We start from the raw sequence: 25,397 nt of genomic DNA on the forward strand, positions 1-25,397 counted from the left end.
GGCTCGTCCCGGGCGCACCGGGACGAGCCCCCGGCCCGCGAGCCGGGAGGCGGGGAGGGCCGCCCCCGTCTCACAGGTGCGGTTCCGTGAGCACCACCTCGCGCATCGGCAGCTGTTCCAGGGACAGCGGTTCGGACGCGGGCAGTGGATGCAGCCCGACTCCCGCGAGCGCCTGCTGGTAGGCGCCCAGGGCCTCCGCCGACCGGCCCTGGTGCTGTCTCAGGTCGCCGATGCGGCGCCAGAGCTTCGAGGTCTTCCTGCTCGGCGGGATCCCGTCGAGCAGGAGCACCGCGTCCTGGAACGCGGACTCGCCGCGGCCGGTGTCCCCGGTGGCGAACAGGGCCTCGCCGAGGATGAACCGTGCCTCGACTGCCTCCGGGGAGTCCAGCGCCCCGAACAGGCCGAGCGCCCGCTCGGCGAGTTCCACCGCCTCCGCGGCGCGGCCGCAGCGCAGCGTGGCCCAGGCGACACCCATTTCGGCCAGCGCGCGCTCCGTCCCCGAGCCGACTTCGGCCAGTTCCCGCCGTGCCTCCTCGAGCAGCCGCAACGCCCGTTCGGGCTCGGGGGTGAGGGACTCCAGCAGCAGGATGCCGTACGAGCTCTTGAGCATCGCCTGGTGCCGGGCGTTGTCCGTCTCCGCCATGAGCACCAGGGCCCGCTCGATCAGGGCGAGGGCCTCACTGGTCCGGCCGTGGGAGTGGGCCACCAGACCCGCGTTCCAGTATGCCGAGCCACGTGTCACCCGCGAACCCGTGTGCTCCGCGGTCTCGACCAGCCGGGCCGCGAGCATGTGGGCCCGCGGCAGATTGCCGCGCAGCTGGTAACAGCCCATCAGGGCAGTGCCCAGCTGCACATGGTCGTCGGTGGACTCCAGGCCGAGCTCGTCGAGCACGCGTGTGGCCTTCTCGCCGATCTCGATACTCATGTCCAGGTCGCCGGCGGCGCGATAACAGCGGCAGAGCGCGGTCGCCAGCTGGGCCCACTCCGCCGAGCCGGGCGTGGTGTCGGGGGAATCGTAGAGAGAGTGCAGGAGTTGGAGGGCGGATTCGGTGTGGCCCAGTCTCTCCATGGTCAGGGCCTGGCCGAGTTTCGCCCTGCTCAGGGCGGGACCGTCGAGGAGGCGGGCCGAGTCGAGGACCTCGCTGTAGGCCTGGAGGGCCTCCCCGTGGGAGCCGCCCCGCAACGCGATGTCGGCGAAGGCGAGTTTGAGCCGGAGTTCCTTGAGCCGGTTGTCGTCGCGCCCGGTGCGCAGGTACTCCACGGAGCAGCCCACCCGGTCGGCGAGTGCTTCGAGGATCGCGGGAGACGGCATCCGCTTGCCCGTCTCGATCAGGGACACATAACTGACGGAGATGTCCTCCGAGGCCAGGTCCTGTTGGTTCAGGCCGCGCCGTCGGCGTTGCTCGCGCAGACGCCGGCCGATGCCGCTGGACGCGCTCAATGGCGGTTTCATGTTTCTCCAGGGGCTTACTGACATGCCCTTGTACAGCATGGGGGGTGGTTGCGGGCACGGTGCGACTTCTTGTTTACCGCCAATTGTCAGCGTGTCAATGCGGGTACCCGGGCAATGGCCGAAGTCTGTTCCTCTCCATTTCCCGCCACACCCACTCCGACGTGCTGTGCCGTAGCGGATCGCCACACTGTGTCAGATTTGATTGACTGTCCGAGGTGCATGGACTTGACTACGGAAGTCAAATTCCCGCTGTGGAAGGCTCCAACCATGCCCGGGGCCCCCAATTGTCGACGGCATCGCTCGGGCGACTTCGCGACCGAGGGCCGCACCCCGGGACCCGTCCGCCGGCCGGGCCCGACCGCACGGACAGGAGCTGACCCGGCACCGCCCCCCACCGCGTCTGGAGGTGTCCCCGTGCCGACCGAACCCTGGCTGTCCCGCACGCCCGCGCCGGAGGCCGCCGCCCGTGTCTTCTGCTTCCCGTTCCCCGGGCTCGGCGCCTCCGCCTACCGGCACTGGCCGGACCGGATCGCCGGCGCCGAACTCTGCCGTGTCCAGCCGCCGGGCCGGGAGGCGCGCCGGGGCGAGGAGCACTACGGCACGTACGAGGCGTTCGCCGCGCGGGCCGCCGAAGCACTGCTGCCGCTGCTCGACCGGCCCTTCGCCCTGCTCGGCCACAGCACCGGGGCCCTGCAGGCCTTCGCGCTCACCGTGCACCTGGTCAGACGGCAACTTCCGCTGCCGCAAAGGCTGTTCGTCTCGGGCCAGGTGGCGCCGCACCACGGCCCCTGGGGCCCGCTGCTGCGCATGAGCGACGCCCAGCTCGTCACCGAGATCGGCAGGCTCACCCGCGCCATGGGCGGCGTCGAGTCCCTCGGCATCATCCGCGCGGGACTCCCCGTGCTGCGGGCCGACGTCACCGCCGCCCAGCGCTACAGCGTCCAGCTCCCGGTGCCGCTGCCCGTCGGCGTGCACGCCATCGGCTGGCGCGACGACGACCAGGTGCCGCCGGAGCGGATGGCGGGCTGGGCGGCCTGCTCCGCGCGGGGCGCCTTCCGGAGCGTGACCCTGCCCGGCGGACACCACGCCTTCCTCGACCCGCCGCCCCGGCTGCTGGCCGAACTCGCCCACGAGATAGACCGGTTCACCGGTGACAGTGACCAGCATCACATCGACGAACTGTCGCAGCGACGAGCCGTCGCCCGTCCTGAAGTCACCCATCGTTCCCGGGCAGCCGGGGCCTGATTCCTGGAGTAGTCATGCAAGTTCTCGTTGCCGGAGGGACCGGCGTCATCGGTCGGCAGCTGGTGCCGCTGCTGCGTTCGGCGGGCCACGACGTGGTCGTGCTCTCCCGTCCCGGACGCAGCGCGACGGCCGCCGACCGGCTCGGCGCGAAGGTCGTGGAGGCGGACGCGCTGGACCGCGCCGCGGTCGCCAAGGCGCTGCGCTCCGCCGCCCCCGAGGCCATCGTCAACATGCTCACGGCCATCCCGGCCGAGATCAATCCGCGCCGCCTGGCCAAGGACTTCGAACTGACCAACCGGCTGCGCACGGAGGGCACCCGCAACCTCCTCGAGGTCGCCCACGACATCGGCGTACGACGCGTCGTCGCCCAGGGACTCGCCTACGCCTACGAGCCGGGCGGCAGCGGCCCCGCCGACGAGGAGGCGCCGCTGTGGAAGAACCCGCCCAAGCAGTTCGTGCCGGTGCTCGGCGCCCTGCGTGACCTGGAGCGGCAGACGCTGCTCGCCGAGGGTGCCGTGCTGCGCCTCGGGCACCTCTACGGGCCGGGCACGATCTACGCCCAGGACGGCTCCTTCGTCCAGCAGGTGCGCGCGGGCAAGGTCCCGCTCGTCGGCGGCGGCACCGCCACCTTCTCCTTCACCCACACCCGGGACGCGGCCGCCGCGGTGGTCGCGGCGCTCAACTCCGACTACAGCGGTGTGCTCAACGTCGTCGACGACGAGCCGGCGCCGATGAACGTGTGGCTGCCCGAACTCGCCGACATCCTCGGCGCACGCAAGCCCAAGGGCGCGCCCGCAGCGCTCGCCCGGATGGCCGTCGGCGGCTGGGGCGTTGCCTTCATGACCCAGCTGCGCGGCGCGGACAACTCCCGCGCCAAGCTCCAGCTCGACTGGACTCCCCGGTACCCGACCTGGCGTACCGGCTTCACCGCGGAGCTGAGCAGCACCGCGTCGCCCGCGGCGGCCTGACCGGAGCCGGGGAAGGCGGGGTCCGGCCGGTCCGACGGCGGTCGGTCCGGCCGGGCCCCGCGGGTGACGGCGGCGGGGCGTCTCACGCGACACCCAGACGCACCGCGCCGTCCAGCCGGATCACCTCTCCGTTGAGCATCGGGTTCTCCACCACGTGGGTGACCAGCGAGGCGAACTCGTCGGGCCGGCCCATGCGCCTGGGGTGCGGCGTCTGTCCCACCAGCGAGGCCCGCATGTCGTCCCGCAGCCCCGCGACCATCGGGGTCTCGAACAGGCCGGGCGCCACGGTGACCACCCGGACGGCGTGCTTGGCCAGGTCCCGGGCGAGCGGCAGTGTCATCCCGGTGACACCGGCCTTGGACGCGGCGTAGGCGGCCTGCCCGGCCATCCCGTCGAAGGCCGCGATGGACGCCGTGCACACGATCACGCCCCGGTCGCCGTCCTGCGGCTCGTTGCCCGCCATCGCGGCGGCCGCCAGCCGTACGACGTTGAAGGTGCCGAGCAGGTTGACGCGCACGACGTCCTCGAACTCGGTGGCCGGCAGCGGGCCGCCGCGGCCGAGGACCCGGCCGGTGCGGGCGGAGCCCGCGCAGTTGACGGCGATGCCGAGCCGGCCCCGCCGCGTCGCCTCGGCGACCGCGGCCTCGACGTCCTCCTCGCGGGAGACGTCGCCCTGCACGAACCCGATGTCGTGACCGAGCTCGGCCGCCGCCTTCGCGCCCCGCTCGGCGGAGCGGCCGGTCAGTACGACCTGGGCGCCCGCGGCGAGCAGCCGCCGGGCCAGGGCGAGTCCCAGGCCCGAGGTGCCGCCCGTGATGAGGGCGACGTTCCCTTCGATGTTCATGACTCCTCGTCTCGTCAAGTGCGTCTCGCGCGCCTCGTCCGGCGTGTCCGGTCCGTGCGTGCGGTGGTCAGTGCCCCCGGAAGGAGGCGGGCCTGCGTTCGACGAACGCGGCGATGCCCTCCGCCGCGTCGAGCGTGCCCGCGGTGGCCCGCAGGGTCGTCGACTCGTCCTCCAGGTGTTCGGCCAGCGCCCGGCGCGAGGCGGCGCGCAGCAGCCGCCCGCTCTCCCCGAAGGCGCGGGTGGGACCCGCGGCGAGCTGCTCGGCGACCTGCCGCGCCCGCTCGGCGAGTTGCCCGGCCGGCACGACCTCGGTGCACAGCCCCCACTCGACGGCCTCCTCGGCCTCCAGCACATGGCCGAGCATCGTCATCCGCTGCGCCCGGCGCAGCCCCACGAGCTGCGGGAGCTGGTGGCTGGTGGCGGCGTCGGGGGTGAGCCCGAGCGCCGCGTACGCGGAGCGGAAGGTCGAGCCCTCCTCGGTGAGCAGCACGTCCGCGAGGCTGGCGACCCCGAGGCCTGCGCCCGCCACATGGCCGCCGGCCGCCACCACGAGCGGGGCGTCGTTCGCGACCAGCCGGGCGAGCGCGGCGTGCAGGTGACTGGTCACCTCCAGGAGGTGACCGGGGATGTCCGGCTGGGCGCGGAAGCTCTTCAGGTCGCCGCCGACACAGAAGTGCGGGCCCGCCCCGGTGAGCAGCACGCACCGGGCGCGGGCCACCGGCTCCAGGTGCACCGCGTCCAGCAGGTCGCGGGCGAGCGTGAGGTCGATGGCGTTGCGCCGATCGGGACGGTTCAGCAGGATGTGGGCCACCCCGCCGCTCCAGGCGACCTGGATGGTGCTGAACTCCCGGCTCCCGACCGGGAGTTCGATCGCAGTGGTGACCGTCATCTCAGGCGCCCAGCAGGAAGTCGTCTTCCGCGGCCCAGCGCACCACGGTGCCGCCGTGGCTCATGCCGGCGCCGAAGGAGACGAGCACCACGTTGTCGCCCGGCTTGACCCGCCCGGCGTCGATCGCGTCGCGCAGGGCCAGCGGAACACCCGCGCCCGAGGTGTTGCCGTACCGCTCGACCGTGGTGAACGTACGGTCCGCGGGGAGGCCGATCTTCTCCATCAGGGCGTGGATCATGTGGTAGTTGGCCTGGTGGAAGATGATCAGGTCGATGTCCTCGATCGTCATGCCCTCGGCCTTCACCAGCTGCTCGACGAAGCCGGGGATGTGCTCCAGGGCGAAGTCGCGCACCGAACGGCCGTGCATGTAGGAGTAGTTGTTGCCGAACGCCGACAGCTTGGGGGTGCCGTCCGGCCAGGTGCGGTCCTCGCGCTTGACGTACGCGGTGTGGTACGAGCTCGGGTCGCTGGCCAGCAGCGCCGAACCGACGCCCGTGCCGGGAGCGGTCGGCTCCAGCAGGTAGCAGGCGGCGCCGTCGCCGAAGATGACGCCGACCGTGCGGTCCTCCGGGTCGAAGAGCTTGGTGTTGACGTCGGCGAGCACGACCGCGACGCGGCGGTAGTCACCGGACTTCACGAACTTGGCACCCACGTCGAGGGCGAAGACGCCGCCCGGGCAGCCGCCGCTGTTCACGTCGAAGCCGGGCACTCCCTGGATGCCGGCCTTGCGCATGATGCCCACGGCCGCGGCCGGGATCATGTGGTCCGGGGTGTAGGTCCCGCAGATGACCAGGTCGAGCGAGTCCGGGCTGACCCCCGCACGCTCGCAGGCGTCGAGGAGGGCGGCGGCGCCGAGGTCGGACGTCCACTCGTCCGGGGCGGACCAGCGCCGTTCCTTGATGCCGATGAACTTGCTGATCCACTCGTCGGTCGTGTCGAGCAGCTGCTCCAGCTCGGCGTTGGTGACCACCCGGTCAGGGATGCGGCCTCCGACGGCCTTGATGCCGACGCCGTGCGAGGTCTTCTTGGTGAGTTCCATCGGACGTGACTCCTGTGAGGCTGAGTACGGATGAAGGCGTGTGCGGCGGAGAAGGGGAAGCGGTGCCGGGCTGGGCGCGACTCGCGTGGAGCCGCGCCCCTGCCTGCGGAACGGCCTTGGCCTTCTGGGCCCTCGGCCTTCCGGCTCGTCCTTTTTGGAGGCGTTCCGGATTTCCTTGCCGCACCAATAGATTCGCGTATCCCGTGGGATTCGGTAATGCCCTTCCGGGGTGCTCGGTCGGGGTACCCGAACGGGTAGGGTCCGGTCGCATGCATAAAGCCGCCGGGAAAACGCGGAAGGGCGTGCCGCCGAGGCGGCACGCCCTGTGCTCCGACGTACGGTCTACGCCGGTTGCGTGGCTCTGATCAGGCCTTCCTGGAGTGCCAGCGCGACCGCCAGTGTCCTGTTGGGGGCGTTCAACTTCGCCAGGAGATTGGTGACATGACGTTTTATGCCGTGCTCGGAAATGCCGAGCCGGCGTGCTATCTGCTTATTGCTCAGACCCTCGGCCAGAAAATGCAGGACCTCCTCCTCACGGGGTGTGATGGAAATGCGTCGCGAGGGCCTGTGCTCCGGCCTTCGCCGGGAACGCGACATGAGATTGCGGGCGAGTGCGGGCGGCAGCGGAAGGTCACCCGCGTTCACCTGGTCCACCGCCTCACGGAGCTTGTCGACGGTCACCTCCGCCTGCATCAGGAAGCCGTGCGCGGCGAGCACCGTCTCCTCGTCGAGGACGTCGAGGTCCGGACCCTCCAGCAGGATCAGTGCCCGCGCCCCCTGCCGTACCGTCCCGCGCACCAGGCCGGCGGTGTCCGGGCCCGAGCCCAGGCACAGCACGATGTCCGGCCGTTGCGCGGGCAGCAGCGCCATTGCCTCGGACGCCTTGCCGCAGGCCCACACCGACCCCATGGCGGGGATGCTCTTGAGCATGGAGCGGACGCCGTGGCTGAGCAGTTCGTTGTCGATCACGACCAGCGCGGTGGCCCCGGGGGAGCTCAACGTGTCACCCCCGCGAAGCCCTCGGCCACCGTGGCGACCCGTCGGCCCAGATGCCGGGCGGTCTCCGTGTCGGCCTTGGTGACGGCTTCCGGGCCCTCGTCGGTGTTGGCCTGGGCGCCGGCGCCGAGCGTGATCCCGAGACGGTTGAGGTCGTGCTCGGAGCCCGTCGACGAGCACCAGCCCGGCGTCAGGTCCAGGTTGATCCAGTGCATGCCGTGCTGCGAGGCGAGGATCGAGAAGTACTGCAAGGTGTGCAGCTTGTCGCCGTTCATCGCGCCCGCCACGGTGAACCCCGAGGCGAGCTTGTCCTTCCAGGCCCGTGCCGCCCACCGCTTCGACGTCGACTCGGCGAAGACGTGGAAGGCGGCGGACGCGGTACCCATGTAGGTGGGCGCGCCGAAGACGATCGCGTCCGCGGCGTCGAGGGCGGCCCACTCCTCATCGGTGATGCCGTCCACCGCGATCAGCACGGCGTCGGCACCCGCGTCGGTCACGCCGTCGCGCACCGCCTCCGCGAGGACCGTGGTGTGCCCGAACCCGGAGTGGTAGGCGATGGCGACCTTGGTACCCATGTGCGTACTCCAAATCGAGGTCAGTCCGGGACGACGGGGGTGAACGCGACGGCGAGTTCGGTACGCAGCCGGTCCAGGTCCCCTGCGTGCCCGTGCGCCGCGACGTGTCCGTCCGGTCGGATCAGGTGGTAGCCCGCCCGCCGGCAGCCGGTGAGCGGTGCGGCCCGCTCCTTGCGCAGCCGCACCACCCTCAACCGCGGCTGCGTGTCCGCGAATTGCTCTGCCGCGGCGAGTACGTCAGGTCCGCCGGTGACCGCCAGCGTCCAGGCGTTCGGGTCCGCGCCGGGGCCGGACATCCCGTGCTCCACGGCGAGCGGCCGCGGGAAGACGGAACCGGGCCTGAGGGCGCGCCGACCGCAGCCGCGCCTGCCCGAGGGCACCTGGCTGTCCCGCTCGGGCCGGTAGGCCAGCCTGCGCCCCGCCATCACCGGCGCGTACAGCCGGGACACCAGCCCGGTCCGGTCGAGCAGCCTGAACGCGGCGTCGCGGGCCACCACTTTCGGCCGGCTCCCCGCCATCCACGCCCGGGTCTGCAGATCCGTGTCCCGCACGATGCGACGGGTCGCCTCCGCGCGCTCCGGGCCGTAGCTCAGCAGGAGGCCGGCCGGGGAGGTGCCGTGCACGACCGCGGCCAGCTTCCAGGCGAGGTTGTGCGCGTCCTGGAGACCGTTGTTCATGCCCTGACCGCCGGCCGGACTGTGCACATGTGCCGCGTCGCCCATCAGGAAGACCCGCCCGCGCTGGAAGTCCGTGGCGTGCCGCGCGTGCACTCGGAACACGGTCTGCCACACGGGCTCCGTGATCCGCACCCCGCGCGGGCCCCGCTCGTCGAGGATCCGCTGCATCATCGGGACGGTGACCTCGCCGCCGCCCGCCGGCATCACCGACAGGAACCGGAAGACGCCGTCCGGCATCGGTACGATCACCAGCGTGCCCGACGGTGCCTGGTAGTACAGCACCCGGTTCGTCGGCAGTTCGCCCTCGATCCGCGTGTCGATCAGCGCGAACGCCATCTCGTACGTACTGCCCTGGAAGCCGATGCCGAGCTGGCCGCGGACCGAGCTGCCCGCCCCGTCCGCACCGATCACCCACGGCACATGGGTGCGCTCCAGCGTGCCGTCCGGGTGCTCCAGCAGTGCGGTCACACCGTCGGTCGCGTCGATCCGCCCGGAGAAGTCCACACCGTCCAGGCACAGCAGGCGTACGCCGCGCTCCACCTTGCCGCCCAGCTCGTGCAGCCGGGCGGTGAGCAGGCTCTCCGTCACGGGCTGCGGGAGCGTGCGCGAGGCCAGGTCCTCGGCGAAGCCGAAGGTGGCCAGCGGGCGGCCGTCGGAGAAGTAGGAGAAGGCGTCGATGCGGTTGGACGACCGCCTCAACTCCTCCCCCACACCCAGGTCTTCGAGGATGTCCATGGCACGCGGCCACAGCGACAGCGCCTTCGGCACGGTCATGGGCTCCTCGGCCCGGTCGACGATCCGCACCCGCACGCCCCGCCTGAGCAGTTCGCAGGCGGCCAGCAGGCCGGTGGGGCCGCCGCCGACGACGAGGACGTCGACGTCGGCCCGCACCACGGACCGCGCGCTCACGTCTGCTCCTGGAGCCGGCGCGCGAGCTCGATCCGCTGCACCTTCATCGTGGCCGTGCGCGGCAGCTCGCTCAGCGGCAGCTGCACGGGGGCGGCGAGCTGCGGGTAGTCCGCGGCGGCCGCGCGCCAGCGCTCCGGGTCCAGCGGCAGGTCCTTGCGGGTGCTGACCACCGGTACCGGCTCCTGGCGGGGGCCCGGCACCAGGACCAGTTCGGTCAGCTCGGGGAGCTTGGCGAGGACCGCGTCCTCCACCTCCAGGGTGCTGTGCACGCCCGGAATGTGGTCGACCTCGCGGTCCAGCAGGTGCAGACAGCCCCACTTGCTGCGGTAACCGATGTCCATCCCGCGCCACCAGTCACCGATCGCCTGCTTCTCGAAGCGCTCCTTCTCCCCGTAGTACGTCACCGCGCGGCCGGGGGTGTACACGTCGATGTAGCCGGGGTTGGCCTTCGAGGGGCGCTTGCCCCCGCGGCCGGTCAGCCGGAACTTGGTGATGCCCGGCATGGCGTAGCCGAGGCAACGGCCGTTCGCCTTGTGGGCGTTCCTGCGGGTGTAGCCGCGGCCCACCAGCGGGCCGCACTCGCTCTGTCCGTAGATCTGGAAGAACAGCGGCGAGCGCCGCTCGGAGGCCTTGAGCAGCCGGTCCATCGTGCCCGGGTGGATCGCGTCGAACGTGCTGCTGAAGTACTTGACGTTGGCGAACGGCCGGCGCGGGTCGTCGGCGATCTCCTCCCACTCCAGGAAGGAGTTGGGGTGGGTCTCCAGGAAGCCCGGCCTGGTCCGCGCGAAGAGTTCGGCGGTGCGCTCGGGGTCCCCGTGCTCCATGAGCACGACGGGGAAGGCGCGCGGCAGCAGCACCGCCATCGCCAGGAACATCCGCGAGTGCACGAACGAGACGTGCACGGCGACCGTCTCCCGCTTGCGGATCAGCCCGGCGAGGCGGTTCTGCGGACGGAACCGGCCGCGCAGCGTGCGGGCCGAGTGCACGACGAGCTTCGGCAGCCCCGTGGTGCCGGACGTGTGGGTCATCAGCGCGGGCCGGTCGGGGTCGTTGAACACCGGCTTCTGCCGGGGGGCACCCGCGAGGTCGGTCAGCGAGACCGTCCCCGCGCGGTGCCCGGCGGCCAGCACGATCCGTTCGGTCAGCCCGTCCAGCGGGACGTCCGCGAGCGAGCCGTCGAGCTTCGCCGTGTCCGTCACCAGATACGGCCGCTTCAGCCGCCCGAGCAGCGCGGCGACGCTCTCGCCGGGCAGCGCGGGGGACAGCATCACCGGCACGGCGCCGATGCGGGACGCCCCGCTGGCCAGGATGTAGATGTCGAAGTTGGACGTCTTGTGGAGGGCGACGTGGGCGCCGGGCCGGACACCGGCGGCCCACAGCCGGGCCGCCATGTCGTCCACGTGCTCGGCCAGGGCGGCCACGGTGAACTCCCGGCCCGTACCGGGCAGGACGTCCAGGTCGTGGTCGAGCGTCAGCGGTGTGCCGGCGTTCTTGGCCGCCGCATGCTCGGCGACCACGCCGAGATACAGCCCGCTGCGCCGTACAGGGATCCGGGGCATTGCGTGTCTCTCCTCGATTGCCTCGATTGCCGGTCGGGACTGCCCGCGACTACTGGGCGGACTTCTGGGCGGGCGCGGCCTGCTGGGCGGCCGCAGCGGTCGCGAAGCGCTCCCGCAGGAACTGGGCGTCGTCGGGCTGGATGGTCAGCTTGAAGGCGTCCCGAAGGGTCTCGACGACCTCGTCCGCGGTCAGCTCCGCGTGCTCGAGACGGCCGTCGGGGTACTGCGTGGTCAGGACCTGGTTCTTCAGCACGAGCCGGGTCTTGTCGTCGCCGCGCTGCGCGATCAGGTGGCTGAGCCCGCCCGGCGGCATGAACACCGACCGCGGGTCCGCGTACGAGAAGTGGTTGACCATGTCGAAGTCGAGGAAGTAGTGCGGCTCCAGCTGCCAGGCGTACACGTCGAACCAGCCGTCGGCGTGCAGGCTCTGCAGCACCCAGTCCTCGCCGTCGCGCTGCAGACGCCAGGTCCAGTCGCCGACGGTCACGGTGCCGTCGTGCGTGAACGGCAGCGGCTCCAGCGGGCTCTCGTCGCCGAAGCCGGGGTCGGCGAACCAGAGTTGGCCCTCGACCTCCACCAGCATGACGGCGTGGGAACGGGTACGGATGGTCCGGGTGCCGCGGCGCACCCGGGCGAGGTGGCGCACCAGCGAGAAGCCCAGCCGGTCGAGGGCCGCCGCGAACAGCAGATTGCTCTCCAGGCAGCAGCCGCCCTGGCCGCGGACCACGATCTTCTCCTGCACGCTCTCGATGTCGAGCGCGATGCGCCGGCCCACGGCCGAGTCCACGATCTCCCAGCTGATGGCGTCGGCGTGCGCGCGGTGCAGCCGGCGCAGGGTCTCCAGGGTGGGGGTGCGCGGCCCGTCGTATCCGATACGGGCCAAGTAGGCGTCGAGATCGAGCAGTTCCGTCTGCCACTCCGGGTCGGAACCGGGCGGCGTGGGAAGGACGCTGCTAGCCATCGGGCAAACCTCTCTTCGAAACACGGGAAGGCATCTGTGAGCTCCACCGGGGAGCCCTGGACGCGTTGTCGGCCGACGACGCACTGGCGAGTCTGCGCGGGCCCGGCGTCGGGCGGGAGGACGGCCGGCGCAGTCCGTCAGATGCCCGGGAAGTCAGTCAGGTCGCCCTCGCACGGGGGCGGTTGTGGCCCGGTGGGGGAGGACGGCGGCCCGGCCGGGGGCGCCCGACCTGGTTAGGTGGACGCCATGACTGCGATCCGACTGCTGCTCGTGGACGACGACCCCCTGGTGAGAGCCGGCCTGTCCCTCATGCTGGGCGGTGCCGACGACATCGAGATCGTCGGCGAGGCGGCCGACGGCGGCGAGGTGGAGGCCCTCGTCGACCGCACCCGGCCCGACGTCGTCCTGATGGACATCCGGATGCCGACGGTCGACGGACTCACCGCCACGGAGAGGCTCCGCGGCCGGGAGGAAGCGCCCCAGGTGATCGTGCTGACCACCTTCCACGCCGACGACCAGGTGCTGCGGGCGCTGGGCGCGGGGGCGGCCGGATTCGTCCTGAAGGACACCCCGCCGGCCGAGATCCTTCAGGCGGTGCGGCGCGTGGCGGCCGGCGACCCGGTGCTGTCGCCCGCGGTGACCCGCCAGTTGATCGAGCACGCGGCGGGCTCGACGCTCGACGCCCGCCGGTCCGCGGCCCGTACCCGGATCGCGGCCCTGAACGACCGCGAGCGCGAGGTGGCCGTCGCCGTGGGACAGGGCGGGTCCAACGCGGAGATCGCCGGGTCGCTGTTCATGAGCGTCGCCACGGTCAAGACCCACGTCTCCCGCATCCTCGCCAAGCTCGGCCTCAACAACCGTGTGCAGATCGCCCTGCTGACGTACGACGCCGGGCTGCTCGAGGACGACGGGAAGTGACGGTTTCGCGGCCCGTCGGCATGACGGCCCGCGGTCCCCGGCCACCGGGCCGCGGTCCCCGGTCGGCGGCACGACGCGGCACCGGCCCGGGCCTCCGCGCCGGGCGGGCACCGAACGGCGGCCGCTGTCGTTGAGCAGAGGGACGGGGGACGGGGGAAGGAGCAGAGATGATCGATCTCGGGGAGTTCGGGAAGCGGTTCACCGAGGACCCGCATCCCGTGTACGCCGAGCTGCGCGAGCGCGGGCCGGTGCATCGGGTACGGCTGCCGGGCGCCGACGCGCACCACGAGACCTGGCTCGTCGTCGGTTACGAGGAGGCACGCGCGGCACTCGCCGACCCGCGACTGGCCAAGGACGGGCAGAAGATCGGGCTCACGTTCCTCGACGAGGAGCTGATCGGCAAGTACCTGCTCGTCGCGGACCCGCCGCAGCACACACGGCTGCGCGCCCTCGTCGCACGCGAGTTCACGACGCGCCGGGTGGAGACGCTCCGGCCGCGCGTGAAGGAGATCACCGACGAGCTGCTCGACGCGATGCTGCCGCGCGGGCGCGCCGACCTCGTGGCGTCGTTCGCGCACCCGCTGCCGCTGACCGTGATCTGCGAACTGCTCGGGGTGCCGGAGATGGACCGGGCCGCCTTCCGCGAGATGTCCACCGAGGCGGTCGCGCCCACCAGCGCGGAGAGCGAGTACGACGCGTTCGTCCGCCTTGCCGACTACCTCACCGAGCTGATCGAGGACAAGCGGTGCGCCGCGCCGGGCGACGACCTGCTCAGCGGCCTGATCCGGACCACGGCGGAGGACGGTGACCGGCTGTCCCCGGAGGAACTGCGCGGCATGGCCTTCGTCCTGCTCATCGCCGGTCACGAGACGACGGTCAACCTCCTGTCGAGCGGGGTGCGCGCACTGCTCACCCACCCCGGCGAACTCGCCGCGCTGCGCGCCGACATGACACTTCTCGACGGTGCGGTGGAGGAGATGCTGCGCTACGAGGGACCGGTGGAGAACGCGACGTTCCGGTACGCCGTCGAGCCGCTCGACATCGGCGGCACACCGATCGGGGCCGGTGACCCGGTGATGATCGGCCTCACCGCCGCCGACCGCGACGGCACGCGCTTCCCGGCGCCCGACCGCTTCGACATCCGGCGCGACACCCGCGGCCATGTCGCCTTCGGTCACGGCATCCACTACTGTCTGGGCGCGCCGCTGGCCCGGCTGGAGGCGCGTGTGGCGCTGCGCTCGCTCCTGGAGCGCTGCCCGGACCTGGCGCTCGACGGACCGCCCGGCGGCTGGCTGCCCGGCATGCTGATGCGGGGCGTGCGCAGCCTGCCGGTGCGCTGGTGAGCGGCCCGGTGCCGTCCGACGAGGGGTGCGCGAGCGGACCCCGGCGAGAGGAGCGTCGCCCGTGCTGCGTACGGCCGAGATCACCGCGGAGCTGAGCCGCGAGGAGCAACGCGGTGAGGAATCCCACCAGCTGTACTGGCGCGGCACGCTGGAGTGCTCGCTTGACTGCTTCGTCTGTGAGCGGGTCGGCCGTACGACCGTCTTCGAGCGCGGCGCCGAGCGGGCGTTGTGCTCGGGCAGCCGCAGCGGCTTCGGGCGCCACCACACGGCCGCGCGGCTCGCCGCTTTCGACACCACGAGCGGCCGGGACCGCATGGGGGTGCGGGCCGTGGTCGACTTCTGGTGGGCGCCCTTCACGGACACCCGCGACGGCCACAGGTCCGCGGCGCCCACCAGTCATCCCTGGGTCCGGCTGCATCTCGGCTACCACTGCCCGCGCGCCAAGGAGTCGGGCACCGCGAGCATCCAGACCAATCTGGTGCGGCCGCACCGACTGACGTGCAAGCACTGCGACCGCGAACTCGCGGCCGACACCCGCAGCCCGTCGGTGCGCCTGCTGGTGTGAGACACCACCGCGCCCGTCGCGGCGCCCGGCCCGCCGACGTGAGGGAGCGCCGGCGGGCGCCGCGCTCAGATCCGCCCGTCCGGGATCTCCGCGAGGCGCACCGGCCGCCGCTCGTGCCGGGACAGTTCGCAGGCCTCGGCGATGCGCAGCGCCTCCAGGGCCTCACGTCCGTCGCAGGGGTTGGCGCGTTCGCCGCGGACGACCTCGACGAAGGCGACGAGTTCGGCCTCGTAGGCGGGGCCGAAGCGCTCCAGGAAGCCCGTCCACGGCTTGTCGGCGGGCGGCGGTCCGGCCGGTTCCGTGGAGGCGATCGGCGTGCGGTCGTCGAGCCCGACGGCGATCTGGTCGAGCTCGCCGGCGAGCTCCATGCGGACGTCGTAGCCCGCGCCGTTGATCCGGGCGGCCGTCGCGCCGGCGAGCGTGCCGTCGTCGAAGGTGAGCACGGCCGCGGCGGTGTCGACGTCGCCCGCCGCGCGGAACATCGACGGTCCGGCGTCGGACCCGGTCGCGTAGACCTCGACGACCTCGTGGCCGGTGACCCAGCGGAGCGCGTCGAAGTCGTGGATCAGGCAGTCGCGGAAGATCCCGCCGGAGTGCGGCAGGTAGTCGGCCGGGGGCGGTGCCTGGTCGGACGTCATCGCTCGGACGGTGTGCAGCCGGCCCAGCCGTCCCGAACGGACGGCTTCCCGGGCCGTCGTGTAGCCCACGTCGAAGCGGCGCTGGAAGCCCAGCTGCAGAACCGTTCCGGCGGCGTCGACCTCGGCCAGCGCGTCCAGCGTGCCCGCCAGATCGAGGGCGATGGGCTTCTCGCAGAAGACGGGGAGCCCGGAGCGCGCTGCCCGACCGATCAGTTCGGAGTGGGCCGACGTCGCCGCCGTGACCACCACCGCGTCCACGCCCCAGGTGAAGATCTCGTCCACGCTGGGCGCCGCCGTCGCCCCCAGCCGGTCCGCCAGCCGGCGGGCCCGCGCGGTGTCCGCGTCGGTGATGATCAGCGAGCCGCCGACCTCGCGATGACGACTGAGAGTGGCCGCGTGAAATGTACCGATACGACCCGCTCCGATGAGTCCGATGCGCATGGGAACAAACTGAGGGCGTACCCGGCACCCTGTCAATGCTTTGTCCGGACAATCGAACTTCACAACTTCCCGTCAACATTTCCCGGAGCTACGCTCGGGCCGTGCCGAAACCAGATGTGGATCCGACCGTCTCGCTCCAGCTCAGCGTCGACCGCAGCAGCCCGGTCCCGCTCTACTTCCAGCTCTCCCAGCAGCTGGAGGCCGCCATCGAGCACGGAGCGCTGACCCCGGGCAGTCTGCTGGGCAACGAGATCGAGCTCGCCGGACGGCTCGGCCTGTCCCGGCCCACGGTCCGCCAGGCCATCCAGTCCCTCGTCGACAAGGGCCTGCTGGTGCGCCGCCGCGGTGTCGGCACCCAGGTCGTGCACAGCCAGGTGAAGCGCCCCCTGGAGCTGAGCAGCCTCTACGACGACCTGGAGTCGGCCGGGCAGCGCCCCGCCACCCGGGTGCTCGTCAACACCGTCGAGGAGGCCTCGACGGAGGTCGCCGCCGCGCTCGGCGTCACCGAGGGCAGCGCGGTGCACCGGGTGGAGCGGCTGCGGCTCGCCCACGGCGAGCCGATGGCGTACCTCTGCAACTTCCTGCCCCCCGACCTCCTGGAGCTGGACAGCGACCGGATGGAGGCCACGGGGCTGTACCGGCTGATGCGCACGGCCGGCATCACGCTGCACAGCGCCCGCCAGTCCGTCGGCGCCCGTGCCGCCACCGCCGAGGAGGGTGAGCGGCTCGGCGAGCCGGCCGGGGCACCCCTGCTCACCATGCAGCGCACGACGTTCGACGACACCGGCCGCGCCGTCGAGTTCGGCACCCACATCTACCGCGCCTCGCGCTACTCCTTCGAGTTCCAGCTCCTCGTACGTCCCTGAGACCCGGCGCCGGCCCGCAGCCGCCTCCGGCTCCGCGTAGGCCGCGTCCGTCGCTCGTGCCCCTCGCCCGCGCCCTCCGTCGCGCCCGGCACTCCGGGCACCGCGCTCCAGCCCCTCGCCGCCCGCTCCTCGCCCGCTCCGGAAGCCGTCAACGGCGCCCTGGATCCGCCGCGCGAGGAGGGCCCCCGCCGCCCGGCCGACCCCGCCGGAGAGGCCGTACGGCCACCCGCCGGGCCCACCACGCGCGGGACCCGCTGGTGGGGTGGATGATCCCCGTGATTGATACTTGGGCTTTTGGGCCGGTGCGACGCCGGCTCGCGAGGGCCTGACGGAGGGCCCCCGGCCCGGTCCGCAAGGCCCGGCGCACAAGGAGCACAGCAAGAAGGGCACGGCCTCGTGGCACGGACTCGGACCTGGGTAAGCATCGCGCTCGCAGGGGCGCTGGGGGTGTCCCTCGCGGGATGCAGCAGCACCGGCGGGAAGCGGGCCGAGGACGCCCGCAAGGCGGCGGCGGCCCAGGGCAGGGCCGCGGTGAACACGCCCAAGTGGACGTTCGCGATGATCACCCACTCGGGCGATGGCGACACGTTCTGGGACATCGTCCAGAACGGCGCCAAGCAGGCCGCCGTCAAGGACAACATCAACTTCCTGTACTCGCACAACGCCGAGGCGCAGCAGCAGGCGCAGCTCGTGGACGCCGCGGTCGACAAGAAGGTCGACGGCATCATCGTCACGCTCGCGAAGCCCGACGCCATGAAGGCGGCCGTCGCGCGCGCCGAGAAGGCCGGCATCCCCGTGATCACGGTGAACTCCGGCTCCGAGGAGTCGAAGGCGTTCGGCGCGCTCACGCACATCGGCCAGGACGAGACCATCGCCGGCGAGGCGGTCGGCGAGGAGCTGAACAAGCGCGGCCGCAAGAAGGCCCTGTGCGTGCTGCACGAGCAGGGCAACGTCGGCCACGAGCAGCGCTGCGCCGGCATCAGGAAGACCTTCGACGGCGACGTGCAGAACCTGTACGTCCAGGGCACGAGCATGCCCGACGTCCAGGCCTCCATCGGCGCCAAGCTCCAGGCCGACAAGTCCATCGACTCGGTCGTCACCCTCGGCGCGCCCTTCGCCGACACCGCGGTCAAGGCGAAGGACGACGCGGGCAGCAAGGCCGAGATCGACACCTTCGACCTGAACGAGAAGGTGGCCGCCGAGCTGAAGAACGGCACGCTCGGCTTCGCCGTCGACCAGCAGCCCTACCTCCAGGGGTACGAGGCCGTCGACCTGCTCTGGCTGTACAAGTACAACGCCGACGTCCTCGGCGGCGGCAAGCCGGTCCTCACCGGCCCCCAGATCATCACCAAGGACCAGGCCGCCGAGCTGGAGGACTACGCGAAGCGGGGCACCCGATGAGCACGACGGCACCCGCCCCCACGCCGTCGCCCGGCGAGAGGACCGACGAGCGCCTCCTGAAGACCTCGAGCCTGCGCAGGCTGCTGAACCGGCCCGAGCTCGGGTCCGTGGTCGGCGCGATCGCGGTGTTCGTCTTCTTCGCCGTCTTCGCCGACAGCTTCGTCCGGGCGTCGAGCCTCAGCACCGTCCTCTACGCCGCCTCCACCATCGGCATCATGGCCGTCCCGGTCGCGCTCCTGATGATCGGCGGCGAGTTCGACCTGTCCGCGGGCGTCATGGTGACCAGCTCCGCGCTGGTCTCCTCGATGTTCAGCTACCAGATGACCGCCAACGTCTGGGTCGGCGTCCTCGTCTCGCTGATCGTGACCCTGGCGATCGGCGTCTTCAACGGCGTCATGCTGACCCGCACCGACCCGCCGAGCTTCATCATCACGCTCGGCACGTTCCTGATGCTGACCGGCATGAACCTCGGCTTCACCAAGCTGATCAGCGGCACGGTCTCCACGAAGTCGATCTCCGACATGGAGGGCTTCTCCTCCGCCAAGGACGTCTTCGCCTCCACGATCACCGTCGGCGGTGTCGGCTTCAAGATCACCATTGTGTGGTGGCTGGCCCTGGTCGCCGTCGCCACCTGGATCCTGCTGCGCACCCGTGTCGGCAACTGGATCTACGCCGTCGGCGGCGGCGAGGAGGCCGCCCGCGCGGTGGGCGTCCCGGTCGACAAGACCAAGATCGGGCTCTACATGGGTGTCGCCTTCGGCGCCTGGATCTCCGGCCAGCACCTGCTGTTCTCGTTCGACGTCGTGCAGTCCGGCGAAGGCGTCGGCAACGAGCTGATCTACATCATCGCGGCCGTCATCGGCGGCTGTCTGATCACCGGCGGCTACGGCTCCGCCGTCGGCGCGGCGGTCGGCGCGCTGATCTTCGGCATGGTCAGCAAGGGCATCGTCTTCGCCGAGTGGAACCCGGACTGGTTCAAGTTCTTCCTCGGGGTGATGCTGCTCCTGGCCACCCTGCTCAACCACTGGGTCCGCAAGCGGGCGGAGGCGACGAAGTGACGACCGACGCGAACACGACGGCCGGTCGGGCCGCCCCGGAACGTACGGCACTCGTCGAGCTCGACGACGTCAGCAAGTACTACGGGAACATCCGCGCCCTCGAAGGGGTCTCGCTGGAGGTCCACGCCGGTGAGATCACCTGCGTCCTCGGCGACAACGGCGCGGGCAAGTCCACCCTCATCAAGATCATCGCGGGTCGGCACCAGCACGACGCGGGCACCCTCCGCATCGAGGGCGAGGAGACCCGGCTCGGCTCCCCGCGCGAGGCACTGGACCGCGGGATCGCCACGGTCTACCAGGACCTGGCCGTCGTCCCGCTGATGCCGGTGTGGCGGAACTTCTTCCTCGGCTCCGAGCCGCGCAAGGGCGTCGCCCCCTTCCGCCGTCTGGACGTCGAGCACATGCGCAGGACGACCCACGCGGAGCTGCTGCGCATGGGCATCGACCTGCGTGACGTGGACCAGCCCATCGGCACCCTCTCCGGCGGCGAACGCCAGTGCGTGGCGATCGCCCGCGCCGTCCACTTCGGTGCCAAGGTCCTCGTCCTTGACGAGCCCACCGCCGCCCTCGGCGTCAAGCAGTCCGGTGTGGTCCTCAAATATGTGGCCGCCGCCCGGGACGCGGGACTGGGTGTTGTATTGATCACCCACAATCCGCATCACGCGTACCTGGTGGGTGATCGTTTCGTCCTGCTGAAGCGCGGGACGATGTCCGGCAGCCACACCCGCGACGGGATCACCCTCGACGAGCTCACCCGCCAGATGGCCGGGGGCAGCGAGCTGGACGATCTCCGTCACGAGCTGGAACGCGGCGCCTAGGAAGCACCCCTTCCCGGGTACGCGGCACGGTGCGACCGGCCGCACACGGGCCCCGGCGCACCGGCCGCCCCGCGCTCCCGCGGTGCAGCCCCGCCGGGGCTTAGGGCAGAATCGGCGCGATGAGCACCTACCGCGACCTCGCACACCGCGGCTCCGCGCGGGCCACCGTCCTGCGGACCGTGGGGACGCGTGAGCGCCGATCGCACCTGACGGCGCCCCGCGTCCCCACCGTCGGCATCGACATCGGCGGCACCAAGGTGATGGCGGGCGTCGTGGACGCCGACGGCAACATCCTGGAGAAGGTCCGCGCCGAGACGCCGGACAAGTCCAAGAGCCCCAAGGTCGTCGAGGACACCATCGTCGAACTGGTCCTGGACCTCTCCGACCGGCACGACGTGCACGCCGTCGGCATCGGCGCCGCGGGCTGGGTCGACGCGGAACGCAATCGTGTCCTGTTCGCCCCGCACCTGTCGTGGCGCAACGAACCGCTGCGGGACCGGCTCTCCGGCCGGCTGTCCGTCCCGGTGCTCGTCGACAACGACGCCAACACCGCCGCCTGGGCCGAGTGGCGCTTCGGCGCCGGCCGCGGCGAGGACCACCTGGTGATGATCACGCTCGGCACCGGCATCGGCGGCGCGATCCTGGAGGACGGCCAGGTCAAGCGCGGCAAGTTCGGCGTCGCGGGCGAGTTCGGGCACATGCAGGTCGTGCCCGGCGGCCACCGCTGCCCGTGCGGCAACCGCGGCTGCTGGGAGCAGTACAGCTCGGGCAACGCCCTGGTCCGCGAGGCCCGCGAACTCGCCGCGGCCGACTCCCCGGTGGCGTACGGCATCATCGAGCACGTCAAGGGCAGCGTCGGCGACATCACCGGCCCGATGATCACCGAGCTGGCCCGCGAGGGCGACGCCATGTGCATCGAGCTGCTCCAGGACATCGGGCAGTGGCTCGGCGTCGGCATCGCCAACCTGGCCGCCGCCCTGGACCCCTCCTGCTTCGTCATCGGCGGCGGCGTCAGCGCGGCCGACGACCTGCTCATCGGCCCCGCCCGGGACGCCTTCCGCCGGCACCTCACGGGCCGCGGCTACCGCCCCGAGGCCCGTATCGCCCGCGCCCAGCTCGGCCCCGAGGCCGGCATGGTCGGCGCGGCCGACCTCGCCCGCCTCGTCGCCCGCCGCTTCCGCCGCGCCAAGCGCCGCCGCGTGGAGCGCTACGAGCGGTACGAGCGCTACGCCGAGTCCCGCCGCACCACCCAGGGGTCCCTGTGACCGCCTCGCTGCCGCGCCAGGCGTCCCCGCCGGACGAGCCGCAGCGGCCACCCGAGGACCCGCGCCACAAGTTCCACCGCCGTGCCCTGACGCTGCTCATCATCGTGCTGCTCATCGGCGTGCCGGCCGGCTACCTGGTGATCTCCGCCAACCAGAGTCGCAACAGCGGCAAGGACAAGGAGGCGAAGTACTCGGCGACCGGCCTCACCGCCGGCTGGCCCTCGCGCGTCCAGCGCCGCCTCTACCAGGTGCCGATCCCGACGAACTCCACCGACGTCGCCTACTACGAGACGAACAACTGGAAGACCAGCCGTCTCTACGTGCAGTTCGGCACCACCCCGGCGGGTCTGGACACCTTCCTCAAGGACGTCGGCACCAGCCGTGACGCCCTGAAGAAGGACGACATCACGATCAGCGCCCGCAACCAGCAGGTCGTCGGCTGGGAGTTCACCGGACCCGGCCCCTGGGCCGGCCTGGTCCACAAGCAGAAGGACCCCGCACCCACCCAGGACATCGTCGTGAACTGGAGCACACCCGAGCACCCCATGGTGTACGTGGTCTCGCGCACCATTCCGTGACCGTGACCGTGACCGTGACCGTGACCGAGCCCCGGCCCCGTCCGGCGCGACGCGGCCGGCGAGGCCGATTGTCAGAGGCCGCCCGTAGAGTCGAAGACAACTGATTCGACCGACGGGCGGGAGGTGGCAGGACGTATGGGGGACGGGGTGGTCACGGCGACCGGGCAGGCGCCGTCCGTGCGGCTCGCCGCCGTCTTCCTCCCGGCGCCGCTGCCGCGCGAGGGGCGGATCGCCTTCTGGGACCCGGACGGCACACCGGCCCCCGGCACCGGGCCCGCCGACGGCACACCCCCGGACCCCCGGACCGACCTCACGGTCGTACGGCCGCACGGCACCGGCGTCCGCAGAGGCACCGTCCCCGCGGTGACCCTGTCGGTCGCCGAGGCACTGCCCCTGCTGGCCGGGGCGCGCCGCGACCCCGCCGCCCATCCCGCCACCGCCTGCTGGGGCGCCGCGGCGCTGCACGCGCTGCGGCTCGTCGCACGCGGCCGGCTGCTGCCGGGCCTGACCCCCGACGGGTTCGACGCCTGGCGGGCCGGCCCCCTCGACCAGGACGACATCGCCCACCTGCGGGCCGTGGCCGCCGCCCTGCCGTACGAGGGGCACGCCGTCCCCCTCCCCGGCAAGGGCCCCCTGCGTCTGCCGGAACCGGAAGCCCTGGTGCGGGCCTTCCTGGACGCGGTCGCCGACACCCTGCCCCGCACCCCGGCGGCCCCCCACACCTCGGGCAAGCCCTTCGCCGCCCGGGAGCCCCAGCGGCTGCCCGGTGCCCACGACTGGGCCGCCGAGGTCGCCGCGGGCATGGACGCCGGCGTGCGGATCTCGCTCCGCCTCGACCTGTCCGCGTACCAGCTCTTCGACGACGGCGAGGGCGCCCGCCGGGCCGGCGCGGCCATCGTCCAGGTGCACAGCCTCGCCGACCCCACGCTCGTCGTGGACGCCACGGCCCTGTGGGCGGGAGACGCCGACACGACGTTCGGGCCCCGCGCGCGCGTCGACGCGGCCCTGGCCGTGCGCCGCGCCGCCCGCGTCTGGCCCCCCTTGGACCGGCTCTCCGAGCAGGACGTGCCCGACGTGCTCGCCCTCTCCGAGGAGGAGCTGTCCGATCTGCTCGGCATCGCGGCGACCCGGCTCGGCGCCGCCGGGGTCGCCGTGCACTGGCCCCGCGACCTCGCCCACGACCTCAGCGCCGCCGCCGTGGTGCGCCCGGCGCCCGGGTCGGCGACGGACGGCACGGGATTCTTCGAGAGCGAGGACCTCCTCCAGTTCCGCTGGCAGCTGGCACTCGGCGGAGATCCGCTCACCGAGGCCGAGATGGACACCCTGGCCGAGGCCCACCGCCCCGTCGTACGGCTGCGCGACCAGTGGGTGCTCGTCGACCCGGCCCTCGTCCGCAAGGCACGCAAGCGCGAGCTGGGCCTCCTCGACCCGGTCGACGCACTGTCCGTCGCCCTCACCGGCAGCGCCGAGGTCGACGGCGAGACCGTCGACGCGGTGCCGGTCGGCGCGCTGGCCGTGCTGCGCGACCGCCTGACCGCGGGCGTGGGACCGGTCGAGCCGCCACCCGGCCTCCAGGCCCGCCTGCGGGACTACCAACTGCGCGGCCTCGCCTGGCTCGACCTCATGACCTCCCTGGGGCTCGGCGGCTGCCTCGCCGACGACATGGGGCTCGGCAAGACCGTCACCGTCATCGCGCTGCACCTGCGGCGCGCCCGCGGCGAGCCCACCCTGGTCGTCTGCCCCGCATCGTTGCTGGGCAACTGGCAGCGGGAGATCACCCGTTTCGCGCCCGGAGTCCCCGTGCGCCGCTTCCACGGCCCCGACCGCACCCTGGACGGCCTCGACGGCGGCTTCGTCCTGACGACGTACGGCACCATGCGGTCCACCGCGCCCCTGCTCGCCCAGCAGAAGTGGGGCATGGTCGTCGCGGACGAGGCACAGCACGTCAAGAACCCGTACTCGGCGACGGCGAAGGCCCTGCGCACCGTCCCGGCCCCCGCGCGCGTGGCGCTCACCGGCACTCCCGTGGAGAACAACCTCTCCGAACTGTGGGCCCTGCTCGACTGGACGACCCCCGGCCTGCTCGGCCCCCTCAAGTCCTTCCGCGCCCGGCACGCCCGCGCGGTGGAGAACGGCGAGGACGAGGAGGCGGTGGCCCGTCTGGCCCGGCTGATCCGCCCCTTCCTGCTCCGCCGCAAGAAGTCGGACCCCGGCATCGTCCCCGAGCTCCCGCCGAAGACGGAGACGGACCACCCCGTACCGCTGACCCGCGAACAGGCGTCCCTCTACGAAGCGGTGGTCCGGGAGTCGATGCTGGCGATCGAGACGTCCGAGGGCATGGCCCGCCGGGGTCTGGTCCTGAAACTGCTCACCTCGCTCAAGCAGATCTGCAACCACCCGGCGCTGTACCTCAAGGAGGAGGCACGCTCCGCCGCCCACGGGCCCTTTGCCCGCTCCGGCAAGCTGGCCCTGCTCGACGAGTTGCTGGACACGCTGCTCGCCGAGGACGGTTCGGCCCTGGTCTTCACGCAGTACGTCGGCATGGCCCGGCTGATCACGGCCCATCTCACGGCCCGTGCCGTCCCGGTGGAGCTGCTGCACGGCGGGACCCCGGTCGCCGACCGCGAGCGCATGGTGGACCGCTTCCAGAGCGGGGCGACGCCGGTCCTGGTGCTCTCCCTCAAGGCCGCGGGCACCGGCCTGAACCTCACCCGGGCCGGGCACGTGGTGCACTTCGACCGCTGGTGGAACCCGGCCGTCGAGGAACAGGCCACCGACCGCGCCTACCGCATCGGCCAGACCCAGCCCGTGCAGGTCCACCGCCTCATCACCGAGGGCACGGTGGAGGACCGCATCGCCGAGATGCTCGAAGCGAAGCGGGCGCTGGCCGACGCGATCCTCGGCTCCGGCGAGGCGTCCCTGACCGAACTGACCGACCGCGAGCTGTCGGACCTGGTGTCGCTGCGGAGGTCCGCATGACCGGTGGCGCAGCCGAAGAGCGGCCGACGACCGACGCGGCGCGGGACCCCCGCCCGGTGGCCGGCGCGCGCCCCGCCGACGAGGCCCGCCGTGCCCTGCGGGCCGCGCGGGAGCGGGGGGCGAGGGGGGCCGGGGCGAAACCCCCTGCATCCGCACCCGCACCGTCCGGCACCGACGGGGACGAGCTGTCCTCGGCGTCCGGTATCGGCCGGGACGAGCTGTCCACGGCGTCCGGTACCGGCCGGGACGAGCTGTCCTCGGCGTCCGGTATCGGCCGGGACGAGCTGTCCTCGGCGTCCGGTATCGGCCGGGACGAGCTGCCCTCGACGCAGGGCGCCACATCGGTGCGGGGCGAGCCCTCCGCGCCGGGGGACGTCACCGGGGCCGACGGGGGAGCGGGGCCTGCCTCGGC

General features: G+C 72.3%; 22 protein-coding genes. 12 read left to right on the plus strand and 10 right to left on the minus strand.

From position 1 onward, the window contains the following. Positions 1-70: 70 nt before the first annotated feature. Positions 71-1,441 carry a helix-turn-helix domain-containing protein gene (locus tag BKI49_RS30320; protein ID WP_257005016.1) on the minus strand — a complete coding sequence of 457 codons (1,371 nt, stop codon included), beginning with the start codon at positions 1,439-1,441 and terminating at the stop codon, positions 71-73. A 426-nt stretch (positions 1,442-1,867) separates the two neighbouring features. Between BKI49_RS30320 and BKI49_RS30325 the strand changes: the two genes are divergently transcribed. After that, positions 1,868-2,698, plus strand: a complete 831-nt coding sequence (locus BKI49_RS30325) for a thioesterase II family protein (RefSeq protein ID WP_257005017.1) — start codon at positions 1,868-1,870, stop codon at positions 2,696-2,698. A gap of 14 nt (positions 2,699-2,712) precedes the next feature. Continuing rightward, entirely contained in the window at positions 2,713-3,666 is a 954-nt protein-coding gene (locus tag BKI49_RS30330) for an NAD-dependent epimerase/dehydratase family protein (protein WP_095937477.1), read from the plus strand. A gap of 82 nt (positions 3,667-3,748) precedes the next feature. On the opposite strand, the gene BKI49_RS30335 is transcribed toward BKI49_RS30330, so the two are convergent. From BKI49_RS30335 to BKI49_RS30370, 8 genes are all read right to left on the minus strand, one after another. Further along, positions 3,749-4,510 (minus strand): SDR family NAD(P)-dependent oxidoreductase, encoded by a 762-nt coding sequence (locus BKI49_RS30335; protein ID WP_095937478.1) that lies wholly within the window; start codon positions 4,508-4,510, stop codon positions 3,749-3,751. Positions 4,511-4,577: 67 nt separating this feature from the next. After that, positions 4,578-5,399, minus strand: coding sequence for an enoyl-CoA hydratase/isomerase family protein (locus BKI49_RS30340; protein WP_095937479.1), 822 nt, complete (start codon positions 5,397-5,399; stop codon positions 4,578-4,580). Between the two features lies 1 nt (position 5,400). Further along, positions 5,401-6,438, minus strand: a complete 1,038-nt coding sequence (locus BKI49_RS30345) for a 3-oxoacyl-ACP synthase III family protein (protein WP_095937480.1) — start codon at positions 6,436-6,438, stop codon at positions 5,401-5,403. Positions 6,439-6,780: 342 nt separating this feature from the next. Beyond that, complete coding sequence (locus BKI49_RS30350; protein WP_095937481.1) at positions 6,781-7,437, minus strand: response regulator transcription factor; 657 nt, start codon at positions 7,435-7,437, stop codon at positions 6,781-6,783. Beyond that, the gene (locus BKI49_RS30355; RefSeq protein WP_095937482.1) at positions 7,434-8,009 is read right to left on the minus strand and encodes a flavodoxin family protein; all 576 of its coding nucleotides are present in this window, start codon (positions 8,007-8,009) and stop codon (positions 7,434-7,436) included. The genes BKI49_RS30350 and BKI49_RS30355 overlap by 4 nt, the downstream gene beginning before the upstream one ends. Before the next feature lie 20 nt (positions 8,010-8,029). Continuing rightward, a complete protein-coding gene (locus tag BKI49_RS30360; protein ID WP_257005018.1) occupies positions 8,030-9,595 on the minus strand; it encodes an FAD-dependent monooxygenase in 1,566 nt (521 codons plus the stop codon). Next, positions 9,592-11,154, minus strand: coding sequence for a class I adenylate-forming enzyme family protein (locus BKI49_RS30365; RefSeq protein WP_095937483.1), 1,563 nt, complete (start codon positions 11,152-11,154; stop codon positions 9,592-9,594). Before BKI49_RS30365 ends, BKI49_RS30360 begins: the two co-directional genes overlap by 4 nt. A gap of 49 nt (positions 11,155-11,203) precedes the next feature. Beyond that, a complete protein-coding gene (locus BKI49_RS30370) occupies positions 11,204-12,115 on the minus strand; it encodes an arylamine N-acetyltransferase family protein (protein WP_095937484.1) in 912 nt (303 codons plus the stop codon). A 246-nt stretch (positions 12,116-12,361) separates the two neighbouring features. On the opposite strand from BKI49_RS30370, the gene BKI49_RS30375 reads away from it, so the two are divergent. The 3 genes from BKI49_RS30375 (at position 12,362) to BKI49_RS30385 (ending at position 14,941) form a co-directional block, all read left to right on the plus strand. Further along, a complete protein-coding gene (locus BKI49_RS30375) occupies positions 12,362-13,033 on the plus strand; it encodes a response regulator (protein ID WP_095937635.1) in 672 nt (223 codons plus the stop codon). A gap of 167 nt (positions 13,034-13,200) precedes the next feature. Next, on the plus strand, positions 13,201-14,376 hold the full coding sequence (locus tag BKI49_RS30380) for a cytochrome P450 family protein (RefSeq protein WP_095937485.1): 1,176 nt from the start codon (positions 13,201-13,203) through the stop codon (positions 14,374-14,376). A gap of 61 nt (positions 14,377-14,437) precedes the next feature. Further along, a complete protein-coding gene (locus BKI49_RS30385) occupies positions 14,438-14,941 on the plus strand; it encodes a hypothetical protein (protein ID WP_095937486.1) in 504 nt (167 codons plus the stop codon). A gap of 65 nt (positions 14,942-15,006) precedes the next feature. Here the strand turns inward: BKI49_RS30385 and BKI49_RS30390 are convergent, their stop codons facing one another. Further along, positions 15,007-16,020, minus strand: a complete 1,014-nt coding sequence (locus BKI49_RS30390; protein WP_095937487.1) for a Gfo/Idh/MocA family protein — start codon at positions 16,018-16,020, stop codon at positions 15,007-15,009. A 116-nt stretch (positions 16,021-16,136) separates the two neighbouring features. Between BKI49_RS30390 and BKI49_RS30395 the strand changes: the two genes are divergently transcribed. The 7 genes from BKI49_RS30395 to BKI49_RS30425 all read left to right on the plus strand — a co-directional run bounded on the left by BKI49_RS30395 (position 16,137) and on the right by BKI49_RS30425 (position 24,985). Next, positions 16,137-16,886, plus strand: a complete 750-nt coding sequence (locus BKI49_RS30395) for a GntR family transcriptional regulator (protein WP_257005029.1) — start codon at positions 16,137-16,139, stop codon at positions 16,884-16,886. A 396-nt stretch (positions 16,887-17,282) separates the two neighbouring features. Then, positions 17,283-18,287, plus strand: coding sequence for a sugar ABC transporter substrate-binding protein (locus BKI49_RS30400; RefSeq protein WP_095937489.1), 1,005 nt, complete (start codon positions 17,283-17,285; stop codon positions 18,285-18,287). Further along, on the plus strand, positions 18,284-19,345 hold the full coding sequence (locus tag BKI49_RS30405; RefSeq protein ID WP_095937490.1) for an ABC transporter permease: 1,062 nt from the start codon (positions 18,284-18,286) through the stop codon (positions 19,343-19,345). Before BKI49_RS30400 ends, BKI49_RS30405 begins: the two co-directional genes overlap by 4 nt. Then, positions 19,342-20,163 carry an ATP-binding cassette domain-containing protein gene (locus BKI49_RS30410; RefSeq protein ID WP_095937491.1) on the plus strand — a complete coding sequence of 274 codons (822 nt, stop codon included), beginning with the start codon at positions 19,342-19,344 and terminating at the stop codon, positions 20,161-20,163. Before BKI49_RS30405 ends, BKI49_RS30410 begins: the two co-directional genes overlap by 4 nt. Positions 20,164-20,282: 119 nt before the next feature. Further along, positions 20,283-21,428, plus strand: a complete 1,146-nt coding sequence (locus tag BKI49_RS30415; protein ID WP_095937492.1) for an ROK family glucokinase — start codon at positions 20,283-20,285, stop codon at positions 21,426-21,428. Further along, entirely contained in the window at positions 21,425-22,006 is a 582-nt protein-coding gene (locus BKI49_RS30420) for a sugar kinase (RefSeq protein ID WP_095937493.1), read from the plus strand. The genes BKI49_RS30415 and BKI49_RS30420 overlap by 4 nt, the downstream gene beginning before the upstream one ends. Positions 22,007-22,141: 135 nt before the next feature. Further along, positions 22,142-24,985, plus strand: a complete 2,844-nt coding sequence (locus BKI49_RS30425) for a DEAD/DEAH box helicase (protein ID WP_095937494.1) — start codon at positions 22,142-22,144, stop codon at positions 24,983-24,985. Positions 24,986-25,397: the final 412 nt, after the last annotated feature.

Origin of the sequence: Streptomyces sp. Tue6028 (assembly GCF_002300165.1) — a bacterium.
In the GTDB taxonomy this organism is placed as follows: Bacteria; Actinomycetota; Actinomycetes; order Streptomycetales; family Streptomycetaceae; genus Streptomyces; species Streptomyces siamensis.